Here is a 16550-nt window from a genome sequence, read left to right as displayed (position 1 = left end):
TTAGAGCGAAGCGATATATAAGTCGAGCAACTTTTTCTACGGAAGCGAGACAATATGCCTCTGTTCGCCATTTCCAATCAGCGTTTATCTGCAATGGAGCAGGCCAATTTCACAGCAGAGAAGACCTTGCAGAATCTTATTGAGCAAAACTTGCGCATCGTTTTCAACTGTCGGCTCATTGCGTCGGAATTTCCGACAGGCCCGCAACACGCTGGCAGAATCGATACTTTAGCGCTCTCAGAAGACGACAACCCTGTAATTATCGAATACAAAAAGGTCGAATCATCCGAACTTATCAATCAAAGCCTGTATTACCTTTCGTGGATAAGTGACCATAGAGGCGACTTTGAAATTGCTACTCAGAAAGCTCTCGGTAATTCCGTGAAAGTTGACTGGTCAGATGTGCGCGTGATCTGCATCGCACCCAATTACAAAAAATACGACCTCTACGCCGCTCAGGTGATGGGGGCGAATATCGAACTTTGGACTTATCGCCTCTTCAAGAATCAGTTCTTGTATCTCGAAGAGGTTTTGCAAAAGTCATATTCGCCGCCGACTACGATGCCAGCAGGTAACAAGAATCCAGTTATGGTTGCCGCTGGAAAGAAAGCGGCTATTACTAGAGCGACAGCTACCTATACATTTGAGCAACATCTTGAAGGCAAGTCTGAAAAAGTAAAAGAGCTGGCATTAGCAATTCAAGAGTTCATTATGGGCCTTGACCCAGCGATGGAAGAAGCCCCCAAGAAGTTATACGTGGCTTACAAAATCTCGCAAAACATAGCCTGCATGGAAGTTCAGAATCAAAGGGTAATTGTGCTTTTGAAGTTGGACCCGAAAGACATAGCAAATCCCCCGAAAATCACCAGGGATGTATCGAACATAGGCCATTATGGCACAGGAGATTTTGAGGTAACCCTCAAATCAATTGATGATCTTGAAATTGCAAAACCCTATATTGAAATGGCATATCGTAAAGTTGGCGGGTAAATTTTGGATATGAACCCCAACCTCAACTCTCTCCTCACCCACACCGACGCCGTCATGGCCGGTCGCGCCAACGGCCACTATCGCGGCCCGGTTCACGTGGGCGTTGACCTGGGCACGGCTTACACCGTGCTGGCCGTGCTCGACGAGCACAAACAACCGATCGCCGGCGATTATCAGTTTGCTCAAGTAACTCGCGACGGGCTGGTAGTGGATTTTGTCGGCGCGGTGGATTTACTGCGCCAGATGAAGGCGCGGGTCGAAGAACGTCTCGGCTTCCCGCTCGAGTCGGCAGCCAGCGCCTACCCGCCCGGCGTGCCGCAGGCCGAAGTGCGGGCCACAGCCAACGTCCTCCGCGCCGCCGGCCTGGAATGCACCGGCCTGGTGGACGAGCCGACGGCGGCCAATAACGTGCTGGGAATCCGAGACGGGGCGATTGTAGACGTGGGCGGCGGCACCACCGGCGTGGCCGTGTTCAAAGACGGCGAAGTCGTTTATACTGCCGACGAGCCGACGGGCGGCACGCACTTCTCGCTCGTCATCGCCGGGGCGCTCAACATTTCGTTTGAAGAGGCCGAACGCTTGAAGACGACTCCTGCCGAGCAAGCGCGGCTGTTCCCCCTCATCCGGCCTGTGATGGAGAAAGTGGGGAACATTGTTCAGCGGCACATCGCCGGGCAAAACGTGGAGACGATTTATCTGGTGGGCGGCACGTGCGCCTACCCCGGCATGGATCGGGTGGTGGCCGAATACACAGGAATCAATACAATAGTGCCTGGCAAACCATTGTTTATCACGCCGCTGGGCATCGCAATGCACAATTAGCAATTCACAATTCTCAGTTGCGCATTGAGAATTGTGAATTGAGCTTTTAGGAGATTTTATGGCCGACGGTTTTCAATTACGATGTTATTCCTATCTTGATCGAATGCAACCGCAGTATGCCGCTTTCGTAGGCACGATCACTCAAGGCGACTTGCCCACCGAGGGCATGGCTTCGCTCTACATTGAAATGGCCCCCGGCAACGAAGCCTTCCGCATGGTGGATATTGCCGTGAAAGCCACCGAGGCCAAACCGGGCGCGCAGTTGGTCGAACGCGAGTTTGGCATGTTCGAGGTTCACTCCAGATCGCAATCCGAAGTGCTGGAGGCCGGGCGCATTGTTTTGCAAAGGCTGGGCCTGCAAGTCAAAGACCGGGTGAAGCCGGAGATTGCTTCGGTGCAGGTCATCACCAATGTAGACCCGTACCAGGCGCAATTGCTCAACCGCTTCCGGCGCGGCAGTATGCTGGTGCCGGGCGAGACGATGCTGGTGCTGGAGTGCGCCCCGGCGGCCTACATCAACTATGCCTGCAACGAGGCCGAGAAAGGCGCCAACATCAAAATCCTGCACGTCTCGTCGGTGGGCCGCTTTGGCCGCATGTGGCTCTCCGGCTCCGAGGCCGAAATTCTCACTGCCCGCAACGCGGCGGTGAAGGCGATTGAAGAGTTGGAAGGAACACCGGGAAGGTAATTCTCAATTCACAATTCATAATGCGCAATTCTTCGAGCGTTGTAAATTGAGCATTGAGAATTGTGCATTGGAGGCAGTATGCCCAAAACTTTTTACACCGAACACGACATCGAAGACCTGGCCGCTCGCGGGGTGACGGCTCTGGACGTGAACGACGATGTGGTGCTCACCGACCTGGCCCGCGAGAAGGCGCTCAACCTGGGCCTCAAGCTGGTGCGAAGCGCCGTGGCCGGGGCCACCGCCTCCCGGCCCGGTTCAGCGTCCACCTCTAAAGATGAAGTCGCCGCCAAAGTCAAAGCCGCCGTCATCGCCCGGTTGGGCAATGGCGTTGACCCAACCTTGCTTGACGCCGTCATCACCCGCGTCGTCGCGCAAATCAAATAGATTTTGGATTTTAGATTTTGGATTTTAGATTGCAGCGCCAGTCCACAATCCAAAATCGGCAATCTAAAATCTAAAATCATCAATGCTTCTGGGTCGCATCCTCGGTTCCGCCGTTTGCACCATCAAATACCCTGACCTCGACGGCGTGAAACTGCTCACCGTTCAACCCCTCAACAAAAAACTCGAGCCTCTGGGCCGGGTGCAGGTGGCCGCCGACGTTGTCCACGCCGGGCCGGGCGACCTGGTGGTGATGGTCCGCGCCCGCGAGGCATCGCTGGCCATGCACGACGTCAAGTTTGTCCCTGTTGACCTGGCAGTGGTCGGCGTAATAGATGAATTAGAAGTCCGTAAGGACGGATTCGATTTTGTGGCCGAGCTTCGCACCGTCGCCGAGATGACTCCCCAGCCCGGCGGCGGCACGCGGCTCGTTTATGATGTGTGGGCGCGCCCCCGGAATCTCTTCGGCCTCATCGCCATCCCGGCTCAAGTTGGCGTGTTGAGTTATTACGGCTCCGACAAAGTATTCCGCCGGTACGACCGCGAGGCCGCCAAAGTCAAACCTTCGGCTATCGAACTCCCGGCCAGCCGCGTCGAGTTTGCGCCCGGCGGGCGCGAGCGACTCGTCAAACTGCGCGAAGCCTTAATTAACAACGGCGCTTCGCGGGACATTGTGGACTTGTTGGTGGAGTTGATCGAGCAGGCCGACGACATGGCCCTGTTCCGAATCCGCCCCTACGCCCTGGCCGACTTTTGGGAGAAGCCCCGCCGTGACGTGCTCACCACCTGCTTGCAAGCGGTGCGCGCCGGGTTGCTGGATTTTCAATGGGATTTGCTCTGCCCGCTCTGCCGGGGGCCGAAGAACAGCAGTGACTCGCTTGGCGGCATCTCGCCCCAAGTGCATTGTGACAGTTGCAACATTGACTTCACCGCCAACTTTGATCGCTCGGTGGAATTGACCTTCCGCCCCAACCCGGCAGTGCGGCCCTGCGTCCCTTTCCAGTTTTGCGTGGGCGGGCCGCAGATCACGCCGCACATCGTGGCCCAACAACTGCTCGCGCCCGGCGAGCGCCGCGAATTATCACTGCCGCTCGACGAGGGCCGTTATCGTTTGCGCGCCCTCGAACTGCGCGGCGGTCAGTCACTCGCCGCCAACGCTCAAGGCCGGCCCGACGCCGCCTTTCAAGCCGCCGACTCCGGCTGGCCAGGCGACGAAGTTCTGCTCTCGCTCACGCCAACGATGAACCTTGAAAACGCGACGGACAAAGAGCAACTGTTCATCCTGGAGCGCACCGCCTGGAACGATCAGGCCGTGACCGCCGCCGAGGTGACGACCCTGCAAGTGTTCCGCGACTTGTTTGCCAATGAGGCCTTGCGCCCCGGTGAGAAAATTTCGGTGGGCAGTCTCACTGTGCTCTTCACCGACTTGCGCGGCTCCACTCGACTCTATCGTGAAGACGGCGACGCCGTGGCTTTTGGCCGGGTGATGGATCACTTCGACATACTCAAGCAGGCCATCGCCGCCGAGGACGGGGCCATTGTCAAAACCATCGGCGATGCAGTGATGGCCGCCTTTCGCCGCCCGGTGGCCGCCCTGCGCGCCGTCCTGCGCGCCCAAAAGACATTAGCCGACCCGAGGCCCGGCAGCTTCCCCCTCCAACTCAAGGCCGGAATTCACACCGGATCGTGTGTGGCTGTCACGCTAAATGATCGCCTCGACTACTTTGGTTCAACCGTCAACATCGCCGCCCGGCTCGAAGGTTTCTCCAGCGAACGCGATGGCGTGGTGATCTCTGCCGCCGTTCACGCCGACCCGGAAGTTCAGGCCTGGCTGGCAAGCGGCGATTTACACACCGAGCCGTTTGAAGCAGAGTTAAAAGGGTTTGAGGGAGAGATGTTTGAACTGTGGACGGTGAAAGAACCATGATCATCGGCAAAGTCGTCGGCACCGTCGTCACCACCATCAGCCACCCGCACTACAAGAACCGGCGGCTGCTGGTCGTTCAGCCGCTAGCCCTGCCCGGCCAGCCGGAAGACGGTGATTTTCTGGCTCTGGACAATTCTCACGCCGGAATTGGCGACACGGTGCTGGTGAACCGCGAAGGCAACGGCGCGCGCCAGGTCCTCAACAACCCCGACGCTTGCGTGATTTCAGTCATCGTAGGCATTGTGGATTCGACGATGGTGGAGTGACAGTCCCGGCAAAACCAAGCCCGTCCCTGAATCAGCGGAGGAGGGCGGATTAAAGGGTGGCCTGCCAGAACTTCACCCCAACTGGAATGCCCCTGCCTCCTGTCCCAGTTGTCTTTTCTGCCCACTCATTCTACAATCTGCGGCAACTCAATGGAGCTATTATGACTACAGAACGCGCGCGGGTTGTCCAACAAGTCAGTGGCGACTTTTTCACCCCAACTTACCGGATCACCGGTTCGCTCGGCGTGGGAGCCTCCGGGCTGAGCGGCCTGCTCAGCGACACCAGCCGGACGTTTGCCACGATTGAAAACGCCTATCTCTCGCGCATCCAGGAGCCGGGCACCATCATGGCCCATTTCGCCGCCATCCGCATTGCCAAAGTTTCGCTCGACTTCATCGCCCTGGCCAAACGCAACGTGACGGCCTCCACCACCCGCCCCGGCCTCACCCGAGTAGCCCACCATAACGTGCTCATCATCACCCGCGCCTTCGAGATGCGCGGTGTGCTGGAGCAGGCCGGCAAGCTTGACCCCGAATCCGTCCTGCTCGACGGCAACCCGCGCTTCTTCCCGATTTTCAGCGCCACCGCCAGCCTGTGCGTCCAACCGCAAGTTCAATTCTCAAGCGAAGCCATCTTAGTCAATCGCGTTCGCGTAGACTTGTTTTGCGGAGAAAACATCTAATGGCCCGAATCCTCATTGTTGACGACGACGACGGCCTGCGTACCATGATGCAGATCATGCTCAAGCGCAGTGGACACGAAGTGACGCTGGCCTCCAACGGCGCTGCCGGGCTGGAGTTGGCCGAAAAACAACCCTTTGATATTTTCCTGCTCGACGTGATGATGCCCGACATGAACGGCTACGAAGTGGCCCGCCGCCTGCGCGCCGCCCCGGCCACTCAGAACATCCCCATCATCGTCCTCACCGCCCGCGCCCAGCCCGTCGATCAAAAATCGGCCATCGTTGCCGGCGCCGACGCCTACTTCTCCAAACCGGTTGCCATTGAAGCCCTCAACGCCAAGATAGCCGAACTGCTCATCACCGGTTCCACTGCCGCTAAAGAAGGGGAAGCCGTCACCGCCTCGTCGGCGGCCCCGGCCACCTCCGCGCCGCCCCCGCGCGCGGGTCGGCTCATCTGCGTCGCCGGCTGGCGGGGCGGCGTTGGCTCCACCACCCTCGCCGTCAACATCGCCAGCGTCCTCACCAGCGCCGGCCGCCGGGTCTGCCTGGTCGATCTTTCGCCCACCTCCAGCCACGCCGCCCTCATGTTGCGCCTGCGGCCCAAGCCCTCGTGGGCCGACTTGCCGGCCAACCCGGCCCTGCCTACCGTTGGCGCGCTTCTGCTCAAACACAAATCGGGCCTGCACCTGCTGGCCTCGCCCGAAGCCCCGCCAACCGAAATCATCCCCGCCGATGCCTTCGCCAAAACGTTCCGCCTCCTGCTCGACGTGTTCGGCGATGTGGTGGTGGACGCCGCCCCCACGCCCGACGGCGCAACCCGCGCCGCGCTGGCTCTGGCGAACGACATCATCCTGCCCATCGCGCCTGAAGTCGCTTCCATCCAAACCCTCAACACTACCCTCGCCATCATGACTAATATGCAAATCTCGCCCAACACCTGGCGCGTGGTGATCAATCATCCCACGCCAAACGACCCAATGCTCCTGCCCGACCGGATTGAAAAGGCCCTCAACCGCCCGATTGACGCCACGTTGCCATACGACCACGCTCACATGGTCTCGCTCTTCCAGGGCGCGCCGCTGGCCTTCACCCAACCCAACTCGCCGTATGTTGCCGCGCTCGGCGCGCTCTTGCAAAAGTTATGACCAAACCCCGGATTCTGATTGTCGAAGACAATGTTGAAGTGGCCGAGATGCTCAACTTCTTTTTCTCGTCGCATGGCTACGATGTGCTGGTGGCTTACGACGGGGAAACGGCCATTCGCTCCTGCCGCACCGACCTGCCCAGCCTCGTCCTGCTCGACGTCGGCCTGCCCGACATTGACGGCTTCACCGTTTGCCGCACCTTGAGGCAGACGGCGCGGGGCCGTCACCTGCCCGTCATCTTCGCCACCAAGCGCGACCGCAAAGCCGACAAAATGGAAGGCCTGAGCCTGGGCGCGGACGACTTCATCGCCAAGCCGTTCGATCTTGAAGAACTTTTCCTGCGCGTGCAAAACGCCATCAGCCGCTCGGCCCGCAACAGCCTCACCGACCCGCGCACCGGCCTGCCGGCCCTCGAGGCCGTGCGCCAGGAAATGGCGCGCGTTGCCAACTTGCCCAACCGCAAAACCATCACCTTCCATCTCCACCACCTGGATCACTTCCGCGACTTGTACAGCTCGCTGGCCGTCACCGACGTCATTCGGGCCACCGCCCTTTTGCTCAACAGTGTCCTCAACGATCTGGGTCAGGCCGACGACTTTCTCGGCCAGTCGGGCGACGACACCTTTGTGATCATCTGCGCCGCCGGCCAGGCGAATGAAATCGTCGAAACCGTCGTCAAACAGTTCGACGAGCGCGCCCACCAGCACTACTCGTTCGGCCAGCGCGAGGGCGAGGCCGTTCGCGCCCACGACGCCAACAACAACGAGCGCACGCTCCCCATCCTCAAACTCGACGCTGAACTGTCCTGAATGCCTCAAATTAGCGAAACCGAACTTCGCCACGAAATCGTCCGCGTCGGCAAGCTGATGCACCAGTTTGAATTTGTGGACGGGGCCTCCGGCAACCTCTCGGCTCGCCTGGGGCCGGATCGGATTCTGGCAACGCCCTCCGGCCTGGCCAAGGGCTTCCTCTCACCCGATCAATTGATCGTGGTGGACTCGGACGGCAAGCTCGTGCCGCCAACCCCGCCCGGCCTCAAGCCCACCTCGGAACTGTTGATGCACCTTGAGGCCTATCGCCAGCGCCCGGACGTGAACGGCGTCATCCACGCCCACCCGATCACCTCCGTTGCCCTGAGCATCGTCGGCGTCCCTCTCACTGACTGCATCATCCCGGAATCGGTTCTGCTGTTCGGCGCGATCCCCACCACGCCTTACGCCAACCCGTCCTCGGCGGAGAACCAGCAAGCGATCTCGGAACTGGTGAAGACGCACGATGCGATCCTGCTGGCCTATCACGGCTCGCTCACGGTTGGGCCGACGGTGTGGGACGCTTACTTGAAGTTGGAGTCTCTGGAGCATACGGCGAAGATCATCGCCCAGGCGCGGATGTTGGGTGAGGTAAAGCCACTGCCGCCGGAGCAGGTGCAAAAGCTTATCGAAACGCGCCAACAATGGGGCCTGGCCCGCGCCACCGACGCCGACGAGTTCTGCCGCTACTGCGGCGTGCCGCACCCCTCGGGCCGGCATGTAGATGATGAGACTCTGATCAAAGCCATCGCCGCCGAAATCCAATCTCTAATCTCTAATTCTCCAATCTCTACCCTCTAACTTCCGCTCTCCATCCCTTGACCCTTCCGCAAGCCGCGTGATACAATCTCGCCCGCGCCACCAACGCCCCCATCGTCTAGTGGACCAGGACGCGGCCCTTTCAAGGCCTAAACCGGAGTTCGAATCTCCGTGGGGGCACACAAAAAAAACAGCGGCTGAGTCTTCAGCCGCTGTTTTTTTGATCTGACTAATCTGCTGGAAGCGGAAAATTCCCCAGCCAATGTACTACATATTCTTTCCCAGCCAGCATGCGCGCCAGTTTTTCGTCGGCGGTGATCAGGGGAAGTCCCAATTGCCCGGCCAAAGCCACATAGCAGGCATCATATGCAGTAATACCGTGTTTTACGGCGATGTCGAGCGCATCCACCATTAGTTGCGAAGTGGCTGTGTCGTGAATGGCCAATTTGCCAAGTCGCTCCAAATCCTGCCGGGCAAGTTTCGCCGAGTAATGCAGCCGTTGCACATACTTCCACAGGATGTTCGCGCATTCGATATAAAACAGATCGGGGACATGAAATTCAGCCGGCGGCTCGGTCGTCAGGCGCGCAAATAAAGCGTGCGCCTCTTCAGACAGATTTTCTTCCACAAAAAGCTTGATCCCGACGCTTGCATCCACTACATAGGCCAGCGAAACCTCGGTCACCGCCGCCGATCCTCGCGCAACAGAGTCAGGCTATTGGGCGCGCCTTTGGGGGGCCGAAAGCGTCGTCGGCGAATCTTGGCCAAGGTAAGGGCCTGTTGCTGACGCATGTCTTCGGCCTGCAAGGCTTTGTAGAGCAGGGTCACAACTTCAGCGCTCAACGAACGCTGTTTAGCCTGAGCCAGTCCTTGCAAACGGGCATAGAGATCATCGGGCACGGCACGGACGTGAAGGGTGGGCATAACCAAAACTCCTTTCGCCATCAGTCTAGCACGGGTGGTTGCACAATGCAACCATCAAGTACCTGGCAACTTGGACAAGTTCTCTACTTCCTCTTTCAACTCCTCCCTCGTCACCACCGCATTCCCCCAACGCCGCACCACCAGCCCGGCCGCCAGGTTGGCCAACTGGGCCGCTTCCACCGCGTCGGCGCCGCTGGCAAGAGCCAACGTTGCCACAGCAATGACGGTGTCTCCCGCCCCAGTCACGTCATAGACTTCAGTGGCGTTGGCCGCCGGAAGGTGAACGTGTCCCCGGCCTCTCAGGCCAAGCGACATGCCGCGCGCTCCGCGCGTGATCAGCATCACGTCCACGTTCAACTTCCCGTTTAGCTCGGCGAGCGTCCGCTCAAAGTCGCGCTCGTCGGCCAGCGGCTGGCCCAGGTAAGCTTCGGCTTCGGCTCGGTTGCACTTGAGCAGGGAGAAGCCGTGATATTTGTCCAGGCTCCCCTGTGTGTCGGCGGTGAGCAGGAGGCCGCGCTCGCCGGCGATGTTCCGGGCGGCGTCCAGCAGGGCAGGCGCGATCAGCCCGGCGCGATAGTCGGAGAACAGAATGGCGGCAGGGTCGCGAGTCGCCGCCAGGCGCTCCAGTTCGGCGACGAGGCGGGCTTGCAGAGAATCGGCCAGCGGCTCGCGGCTTTGGCGGTCAATGCGGGCCAGTTGTTGCGGAAAGCGCAGTTCGCCTTCGGCCATGACGCGGAGTTTGGTGATGGTAGGCCGCGAACTGTCGGTGATCACGCCGCCGGCATCCACCCCGGCGGCGGCAAATAGCTGGCGCAGGGTTTCGCCCTCGGCGTCGTCGCCCACCATGCCAATCTGGCAGACGGCGGCCCCCAGGGCGGCCAGGTTCATGGCCGGGTTGGCCCCGCCGCCCGGAACCTGCCGCCGGGCGCGGAAGTCCAGCACCGGAACCGGGGCTTCCCGCGAGAGGCGCTCGGCCCGGCCCACCAGGTAGTCGTCCAGAAAAATGTCGCCCACGACCAGGATCGTCCGGCGTGTCAAAGTGTCTACAACGAGATTTGAGTTCATGGGAAGTTTCACGTTTTCTTCACCGGCATGCTTCGCTTCGGTAGTATACTCACATTGCTGAAAACAAAAAACTCTGACACCAAGCAAAATATTTCCTGAACAGCCATGACAACGCGGGGAGCGTTTTTCTTTGTCTTGTCGTCTTTATCGCCTCATTCTTGTTGTGGGATTATGCGTCGCCTGTAACTCGCGCCCGGTCACACCGTCGGTTATGCCCACGCCTCCACCCACCCTGAACACCAGTTTGTGGGTGGACTTTCCGGTTGCGTCAGCCACTTACCCGCAAGCCGCCAACGTTGTCGTCAACGACGTCACCGGCCAGCCAGTGGCCGGGGCGGTGGTGCAGGGCGTTTATCACACACCAGACGGTGATGTCACCGTTTACTTCCCCAACACCGATGCCGACGGACGCACGCGCGTTCCTCTTGAGTTGCCCACCATCAGCGCCACCCAAACTGTCACCCTCACCGTTTATGCCGTTGAAGGGGGCAAGTGGGGGCAGGGTGTCACATCCTTCGAAGTCAGGCCATAATTAAGGCGATGTACTTTGCCGTCGCCCGCCTGTCGTTCCAACGCCAATTGGCGTATCGCACCGCAAATATCGCCGGGCTTGTCACCAACCTGTTCTTCGGCGCGCTCCGGGCCTACGTGCTTATTGCCCTGTTCGGGGCGCGGAGCCACGTGGCCGGATATTCCATTCAGGCCGCCGTCACCTACACCGGCCTCACCCAGGCCCTGCTGGCCTCCATCGCCATCTTCGGTTGGTGGGAGTTGATTAAGACGATCCGATCCGGCGACGTAGCCTCCGACCTCTCCCGCCCGCTGGACTATTTTTGGTACTGGTGCGCTCAGGACCTCGGACGGGCAACCGGCCACCTCGTGTTTCGCGGCCTGCCACTCATGGCCCTCTACGCCCTGGTTTACCGGATCGCTCTGCCGCCCACCCTCTTTCATGCCCTGGCCTTCGCGGCTTCCGTCCTGCTCGCCCTCCTCATCAGCTTTGCCTACCGCTTCATCGTCAACCTGGCCGCCTTTTGGACTCAAGACGCCGTCGGCATCGGGCGGCTGGCCTACAACTTCAGCATCTTCCTCTCCGGGCTTCTCATGCCTGTCGCCTTCTTTCCATCCTGGGCCGTCAAACTCATCTCCCTCATGCCGTTTCCGTATCAACTCAACGCCCCGGTTGAAATTTATCTTGGCCTGGTCTCCGGCCCGGCCCTGCTCGGCGTGCTTGGAACGCAACTACTTTGGTTCGTCGGCCTCTACGCTGTGGCCCGCATTCTTCTCTCAGCAGGTGTGAGGAAATTAGTGATTCAAGGCGGGTAAGAAAAATCCCAAAACCCCAAGGCCCAAAATCCCAAAGTGGAGCGGCAAACCAGTTTGGGGTTTTGGGCTTTTGGAAGTTGGGATTTCCTTCGACATGTTGCTCTATCTCCGCCTCATCTCTGTCCGCATCCGCTCGCAGATGCAATACCGGCTGTCGTTTGTTCTCGATGCGCTGGGAAGCATGTTGGGCACGCTTGTCGAGTTCATTACCCTGGCCGCCGTGTTCACCCGATTCGGAAACATCGGCGGCTGGACGCTGGGCGAAGTGGCCTTCCTCTACGGCCTGGCCGAAATGTCCTTTGCCACCATGGACATGATCTTCAGCGGCTTCGACCCCGACTACTTCTCGCAACAGATCCAGCGCGGCGCTTTCGACCAGATGTTGCTCCGCCCGCTCGGCCTGCCCTTGCAAGTGTTCAGCTCCGAGTTTATCATCCGCCGCCTGGGCCGCATTGCCAACGGCGTCGCCATCTTTGCCCTCAGCCTGTCTTTCGTCCACGTTCACTGGACGGCAGGCAAACTGCTGTACCTGCCGGTTGTCTACCTCAGCGGTGTCGCCTTCTTTGGTGGGCTGTTTGTGGTCGGGGCGGCCATTTGCTTCTGGACAGTGCAATCCATCGAAGCCATCAACATCTTCACCTACGGCGGCGTCACCATGCTGTCCTATCCCATGCACATTTACGCCGAATGGATGCGCCGCCTCTTCACCTTCGTCATCCCGGCGGCGCTCATCATCTATTATCCGGCGCTCTACTTTTTGGACAAACCCGACCCGCTGGGCCTGCCGCCGGTGACGCCGTTTCTGGCCCCCCTGGCCGGGTTCGCCGTGTTGGCCGCCGCCTTCGCCTTCTGGCGTTTCGGCGTGCAAAAGTACACCTCCACTGGAACATAATCGTGCCTCCCATCATCTCCGTCGCCGACCTTCACAAAGACTTCAAAGTATTTCGCCATCATCAGGGCGCGCTTGGCGCAATTCGCAACCTGCTCACCCGCGAACACCGGCTGGTCAAAGCAGTGGACGGCATCACCTTCACCATCCAGCCCGGCGAGTTGGTGGGCTACCTGGGGCCGAACGGCGCCGGCAAATCCACCACCCTCAAAATACTTACCGGCATTCTGGCGCCAAGCTCGGGTGAGGTGCGCGTGAGTGGCCGGGTTCCCTGGCGCGAACGGCGGGCGCACGTGGCCCGCATCGGCGCCGTGTTCGGCCAGCGCAACACGCTGTGGTGGGATTTGCCCGTCGTCGAGTCGCTCGACCTGCTCCGGCACATCTATCGCATTCCCGCCGATCGCTACCGGCAAAATCTGTCCACGTTCTGCGACCTGCTAGGCCTCGACGAATTTCTGCTCACGCCCGTGCGGTCGCTCTCGCTGGGCCAGCTCATGCGGGCCAACCTGGCCGCCGCCCTCCTGCACGACCCGGACATTCTCTTCCTCGATGAGCCGACGATTGGGTTGGACGTGGTGGCCAAAGACCGGATCAGGCAATTCATTCAACGGGTGAACCGCCAGCGCGGCGCGACCGTAATTCTTACCACCCACGATCTCTCGGACGTGGAAAAGCTGTGCGAGCGGGTGATGATCATCGATCACGGCAAGCTGTTGTTCGACGGCCAACTGGAAACCCTGCGCCAGCGTTTCGGCGGCGATCGGGCGTTGGTGGTGGACTTTGCCGAAGATTATGAAGAGGTTCCGGTGGAGGGGTGCGCAAGTGGCCGGGCGCGAAGGGCGGCAGGTCACTTACCATTTCAGCCGGGGTGATATGACGGCGTCCACGTTGATCGGGCGGCTGTCGGCCCGCTATCGCATTCTCGATCTCTCGGTGCGCGAGCCGGAGATCGAAGCCACCGTGCGGCGAATTTACGAGGAGCGTCTGTTGGAGAGGCCGTGATCAAAAACTCCCCGAAAGCATCGGGGAGTTTTTGATGGGTGAGAAATCAGACCTCACGCCGCCGTCGGCGGATGAAGAGCCAAGCGGCCAATGGGGTCAGGGCCGCCAGGATGACCAGCCCGACCGTCGTCAACATTTCCAGCGGGCCGGGGCCAATGCCGGTGACCGGTATTTCATCGGGGACGATTGTCACCGCATCGCTGGCTTCGCCTCTGTAATGTCGATCCGGTCGGTCGGCGTCAACGATGACCACATTACGCACGGTCTCGGGCGGGCGGGCGTTGTTGTTCACCCGAGTCTGAATGGTGATGGTAACAACTTGCAACGGCGCCAACTGGCCCAAATTGCAATTCACGGCGCGAGCGGCAGAGTCAAAGGCGCACGACCCAAACGTGGCGGACACGCTGATGAAGTCCAGTTGAACCGGAATCGGGTCGTTGACCACAACGTTAGTCACCGGAACCGAATTGGGGTTAGTGACCCTGAGAGTGAATGTTACCGCATCGCCGATTCGGGCCACGTCCACGCTGGCTTCCTTCGTAATCACCGGGTCAACCAGAATTGGGCCGGGGGTCGAAGTGGGCGAAGTGCCACAGCCAGCACAACCGCCGCCCGGCGTGGAGGTTGCGCCACCGGTCGGCGTAGAGGTTGGCGCGCCGCCGGGCGGCACGTCCGTGTCGGTGCCGCAGTTGTTGCCAGGAGTCGGGTCGGTGACGCCGCCTGGGGCGGTGACACAGGCCGTGTTGGTCAGGTTGCCGGTCGCCGCCGCAGAGATGTTGGCCACAACGGTGAAGGTGGCCGAACCGCCGTTCAGCAGATCAACGGTGGTGTTGATGTTGCCCACGCCCGCCGCCGCGCCGCAGGCCGAGCCAGCCGAAGCCGCACACGTCCAGGTGGCGCTGGTGATGGCCGCCGGTAAATTATCCACGACGGTTGCCCCGGTGACGTCGCTGGGGCCGTTGTTGACGGCGGTGACAGTGTAAGTGGTGGTTCCGCCCGGCGTATAGGTGGTTGTGCCGTCGTCTTTGGTGAGAGCCAGGTCGGCTGAAATGATGATATTGAGGACAGTGAGTGTTGTATTGCTGGGGTAGAACGTCCACAGGTCGAGGCCCTTCACGTCACCAAATGAACCGGTGCATTGTGCGCCAGTGTTGCCACCCGCCGCCGCTCCGAACGCGCGCTGGCTGGGGTTGGTGGCGCTGTTAAAACCGGTGAAAGGATCGCTCCGGCTAACCGCTGGAGGGTTGTTGCCGCACAACAAGGTATTCACTGCCGTGCCGACAAGCGTGCCGCCAACCGTGAGGTAACCACGATCATCATAGAACGCGCCGCTACACCCGCCAGTGAAGGGCGGGCAAGCGCCGCCCGGCGGATTTAACAAGGTAAAAGCCGGGCCGCCATTGACGCTATTTTCAGCATCCATCAACGGGAAGTGGTATTCGCCAGCGCGGATCTCCGCCCGGACTTGATAGTTGTTGCCAACCGGAAAGGGGTTGTTGTCATTGGCCAGGCCGTTCCAGAGCACGGATTGCGCGCCAGCGGCAATGACGCCGCGCAAAACTCTGTTCAACGGGTTGGTCGGGTCAAAGTCTATGCCATCACGGCTGATCACCAGTTGGTAAACCGAAGCGACATTTGAATTGAAGGTGAACGTGCCGCCGGTGCTGAACAAGCTGTTGTTGCCGCCAGCCGTGCCAGTGAAGGCCAGGTTGCTAATCACCGGCGCTACCGGATTGAGGGTAATGCCCAGAGCAGTGATAGTGGCGGCGGCGGGCGTGTTGAAGAAGAGCGGGTAACTGGGCAGGGCAATCGTCACCCCGCCATCAACGACGTTAAGTTGATTATCATTTCCAAATGCATCTCGGAGCAGAGGCGTTGTCCCGTCGCTGTCGTAATAACCGACCTGGTTGCCATACAGCACAAAACCATTCGGGTCAACGCCGCGCAGGTCAATCTGGTACCGGTAGCCATCGGTCGTCACTGCAAACATGACCGAGTTGACGTTGCGGCCATTGCCGCCGGTGAAGGCCGTCAGGTAGTAAGTGAACAACCGGCCATCAACGTTGACAGCGGAAGCCAGGTTGGCGCGAACGGTGACGTCCCAGGCCGCAACCGCCGTGCTCTGGGTGGCGTCAAAGTTGGCCGCGCCGGCCAGTGTTACGTCACCGGTCACCGTGCCCTGAGCATTGGAGTTGTTGCCTACCGGGCCGTAGAAGACGACACTGTAAATGCCCGTGACCGGAGCAGTGTAGGTGCAAGGCGTGTAACCGCCGGGAACGCCACCAGCCGGGACGGTGTCCGGCCCGGCCAGTTCCTCGGCCCGACTATTGATCTGGCCCTGGTCGGCGATGCCACTCGCTGTCCGTTGCGCCACGCAACTGAAATCGGCGGCGCCAGGGATGGTTTCGTTGCCAACCGGCCCGGTGACCGTGCCGGGGTTGTAAACGAGAACATCGCCATTGGTGACCCCGACCGCTGTTGAACCAAGCAAAATAACTTCATTCTGGTTGGCGAACACCTTGAACAACGTGCGCCGCAACAGCAAACCGCCGCCATAGGCGCTGTTGCGCCATTCAATATTGGTGCGGTTGCCCGAAGGCGGGTCGGGGAACATATCGCGGCTGCCTTCGGCGCGGGCCGGGTGAACGGCAAAAATTAAAGCAAATGCCAATAGCAAGGCTATTGGCAAGACGCGCCGCAAAAAAGAACGAAATAAAAGTGATGTTATTAAAGTGGTCATTGACTGGATTCCCTCCGCCCCTGTGAGTTTGGCATTTCTCTCAATGCCCAATGAAAGAGTAAAAATCCGTGATAAACGGCCTATGTTCAACGCCCCCCAAGCGCATGATACTGCGAAGCGAAGTCCCGCGCAAG

The 16550-nt window shown here is 59.9% G+C and carries 17 protein-coding genes, 1 tRNA gene and 1 pseudogene; 15 read left to right on the top strand and 4 right to left on the bottom strand.

Translation table 11 applies throughout. The features are described from left to right. Positions 1-54 precede the first annotated feature (54 nt). From HYZ49_11510 to HYZ49_11460, 11 genes are all read left to right on the top strand, one after another. The gene (locus tag HYZ49_11510) at positions 55-990 is read left to right on the top strand and encodes a hypothetical protein (GenBank protein MBI3242909.1); all 936 of its coding nucleotides are present in this window, start codon (positions 55-57) and stop codon (positions 988-990) included. 9 nt (positions 991-999) lie between these two features. Then, on the top strand, positions 1000-1812 hold the full coding sequence (gene eutJ / locus HYZ49_11505; GenBank protein MBI3242908.1) for an ethanolamine utilization protein EutJ: 813 nt from the start codon (positions 1000-1002) through the stop codon (positions 1810-1812). 58 nt (positions 1813-1870) lie between these two features. Next, a complete protein-coding gene (locus HYZ49_11500) occupies positions 1871-2500 on the top strand; it encodes a hypothetical protein (protein ID MBI3242907.1) in 630 nt (209 codons plus the stop codon). 78 nt (positions 2501-2578) lie between these two features. Continuing rightward, positions 2579-2884, top strand: coding sequence for a hypothetical protein (locus HYZ49_11495; GenBank protein MBI3242906.1), 306 nt, complete (start codon positions 2579-2581; stop codon positions 2882-2884). A gap of 82 nt (positions 2885-2966) precedes the next feature. Continuing rightward, a complete protein-coding gene (locus HYZ49_11490; protein MBI3242905.1) occupies positions 2967-4808 on the top strand; it encodes a hypothetical protein in 1842 nt (613 codons plus the stop codon). Next, complete coding sequence (locus HYZ49_11485; GenBank protein ID MBI3242904.1) at positions 4805-5074, top strand: EutN/CcmL family microcompartment protein; 270 nt, start codon at positions 4805-4807, stop codon at positions 5072-5074. Before HYZ49_11490 ends, HYZ49_11485 begins: the two co-directional genes overlap by 4 nt. 161 nt (positions 5075-5235) lie before the next feature. After that, positions 5236-5757, top strand: a complete 522-nt coding sequence (locus tag HYZ49_11480; GenBank protein MBI3242903.1) for a hypothetical protein — start codon at positions 5236-5238, stop codon at positions 5755-5757. Next, entirely contained in the window at positions 5757-6902 is a 1146-nt protein-coding gene (locus HYZ49_11475) for a response regulator (GenBank protein MBI3242902.1), read from the top strand. Before HYZ49_11480 ends, HYZ49_11475 begins: the two co-directional genes overlap by 1 nt. Continuing rightward, entirely contained in the window at positions 6899-7711 is an 813-nt protein-coding gene (locus tag HYZ49_11470; GenBank protein ID MBI3242901.1) for a response regulator, read from the top strand. Before HYZ49_11475 ends, HYZ49_11470 begins: the two co-directional genes overlap by 4 nt. Further along, complete coding sequence (locus tag HYZ49_11465) at positions 7712-8512, top strand: class II aldolase/adducin family protein (GenBank protein MBI3242900.1); 801 nt, start codon at positions 7712-7714, stop codon at positions 8510-8512. A gap of 65 nt (positions 8513-8577) precedes the next feature. Beyond that, positions 8578-8650 (top strand) — tRNA-Glu (locus HYZ49_11460). A gap of 49 nt (positions 8651-8699) precedes the next feature. Here the strand turns inward: HYZ49_11460 and HYZ49_11455 are convergent. Genes HYZ49_11455 through HYZ49_11445 form a run of 3 tightly spaced genes read right to left on the bottom strand, consistent with a single transcriptional unit; the run spans position 8700 to position 10459 of the window. Beyond that, on the bottom strand, positions 8700-9140 hold the full coding sequence (locus tag HYZ49_11455; protein ID MBI3242899.1) for a type II toxin-antitoxin system VapC family toxin: 441 nt from the start codon (positions 9138-9140) through the stop codon (positions 8700-8702). A gap of 11 nt (positions 9141-9151) precedes the next feature. Continuing rightward, the gene (locus HYZ49_11450) at positions 9152-9394 is read right to left on the bottom strand and encodes a hypothetical protein (protein ID MBI3242898.1); all 243 of its coding nucleotides are present in this window, start codon (positions 9392-9394) and stop codon (positions 9152-9154) included. Positions 9395-9448: 54 nt separating this feature from the next. Next, positions 9449-10459, bottom strand: a complete 1011-nt coding sequence (locus HYZ49_11445) for a hypothetical protein (protein MBI3242897.1) — start codon at positions 10457-10459, stop codon at positions 9449-9451. 211 nt (positions 10460-10670) lie between these two features. On the opposite strand from HYZ49_11445, the gene HYZ49_11440 reads away from it, so the two are divergent. The 4 genes and pseudogenes from HYZ49_11440 (at position 10671) to HYZ49_11425 (ending at position 13676) form a co-directional block, all read left to right on the top strand. Then, a complete protein-coding gene (locus HYZ49_11440) occupies positions 10671-10991 on the top strand; it encodes a hypothetical protein (GenBank protein MBI3242896.1) in 321 nt (106 codons plus the stop codon). An 8-nt stretch (positions 10992-10999) separates the two neighbouring features. After that, positions 11000-11785, top strand: a complete 786-nt coding sequence (locus tag HYZ49_11435) for an ABC-2 family transporter protein (GenBank protein MBI3242895.1) — start codon at positions 11000-11002, stop codon at positions 11783-11785. A gap of 94 nt (positions 11786-11879) precedes the next feature. Next, positions 11880-12677 carry an ABC-2 family transporter protein gene (locus HYZ49_11430; GenBank protein ID MBI3242894.1) on the top strand — a complete coding sequence of 266 codons (798 nt, stop codon included), beginning with the start codon at positions 11880-11882 and terminating at the stop codon, positions 12675-12677. 2 nt (positions 12678-12679) lie between these two features. Beyond that, positions 12680-13676: pseudogene (locus HYZ49_11425) on the top strand (ATP-binding cassette domain-containing protein). A gap of 46 nt (positions 13677-13722) precedes the next feature. Here the strand turns inward: HYZ49_11425 and HYZ49_11420 are convergent. Then, a complete protein-coding gene (locus HYZ49_11420; protein MBI3242893.1) occupies positions 13723-16416 on the bottom strand; it encodes a DUF11 domain-containing protein in 2694 nt (897 codons plus the stop codon). Positions 16417-16550 lie beyond the last annotated feature (134 nt).

The organism is Chloroflexota bacterium (assembly GCA_016197225.1).
Classification (GTDB): domain Bacteria; phylum Chloroflexota; class Anaerolineae; order Anaerolineales; family VGOW01; genus VGOW01.
This window is presented reverse-complemented; position numbering and strand designations above follow the sequence as displayed.

Bases quoted from the DNA above. Each gene is read 5' to 3' on its own strand.
- HYZ49_11480 (MBI3242903.1), top strand. From the start codon at position 5,236: ATGACTACAGAACGCGCGCGGGTTGTCCAACAAGTCAGTGGCGACTTT.
- HYZ49_11500 (MBI3242907.1), top strand. From the start codon at position 1,871: ATGGCCGACGGTTTTCAATTACGATGTTATTCCTATCTTGATCGAATG.
- HYZ49_11430 (MBI3242894.1), top strand. From the start codon at position 11,880: ATGTTGCTCTATCTCCGCCTCATCTCTGTCCGCATCCGCTCGCAGATG.
- HYZ49_11420 (MBI3242893.1), bottom strand. From the start codon at position 16,416: ATGACCACTTTAATAACATCACTTTTATTTCGTTCTTTTTTGCGGCGC.
- eutJ (MBI3242908.1), top strand. From the start codon at position 1,000: ATGAACCCCAACCTCAACTCTCTCCTCACCCACACCGACGCCGTCATG.
- HYZ49_11485 (MBI3242904.1), top strand. From the start codon at position 4,805: ATGATCATCGGCAAAGTCGTCGGCACCGTCGTCACCACCATCAGCCAC.
- HYZ49_11445 (MBI3242897.1), bottom strand. From the start codon at position 10,459: ATGAACTCAAATCTCGTTGTAGACACTTTGACACGCCGGACGATCCTG.
- HYZ49_11435 (MBI3242895.1), top strand. From the start codon at position 11,000: ATGTACTTTGCCGTCGCCCGCCTGTCGTTCCAACGCCAATTGGCGTAT.
- HYZ49_11475 (MBI3242902.1), top strand. From the start codon at position 5,757: ATGGCCCGAATCCTCATTGTTGACGACGACGACGGCCTGCGTACCATG.
- HYZ49_11440 (MBI3242896.1), top strand. From the start codon at position 10,671: ATGCCCACGCCTCCACCCACCCTGAACACCAGTTTGTGGGTGGACTTT.
- HYZ49_11465 (MBI3242900.1), top strand. From the start codon at position 7,712: ATGCCTCAAATTAGCGAAACCGAACTTCGCCACGAAATCGTCCGCGTC.
- HYZ49_11490 (MBI3242905.1), top strand. From the start codon at position 2,967: ATGCTTCTGGGTCGCATCCTCGGTTCCGCCGTTTGCACCATCAAATAC.
- HYZ49_11495 (MBI3242906.1), top strand. From the start codon at position 2,579: ATGCCCAAAACTTTTTACACCGAACACGACATCGAAGACCTGGCCGCT.
- HYZ49_11470 (MBI3242901.1), top strand. From the start codon at position 6,899: ATGACCAAACCCCGGATTCTGATTGTCGAAGACAATGTTGAAGTGGCC.
- HYZ49_11450 (MBI3242898.1), bottom strand. From the start codon at position 9,394: ATGCCCACCCTTCACGTCCGTGCCGTGCCCGATGATCTCTATGCCCGT.
- HYZ49_11510 (MBI3242909.1), top strand. From the start codon at position 55: ATGCCTCTGTTCGCCATTTCCAATCAGCGTTTATCTGCAATGGAGCAG.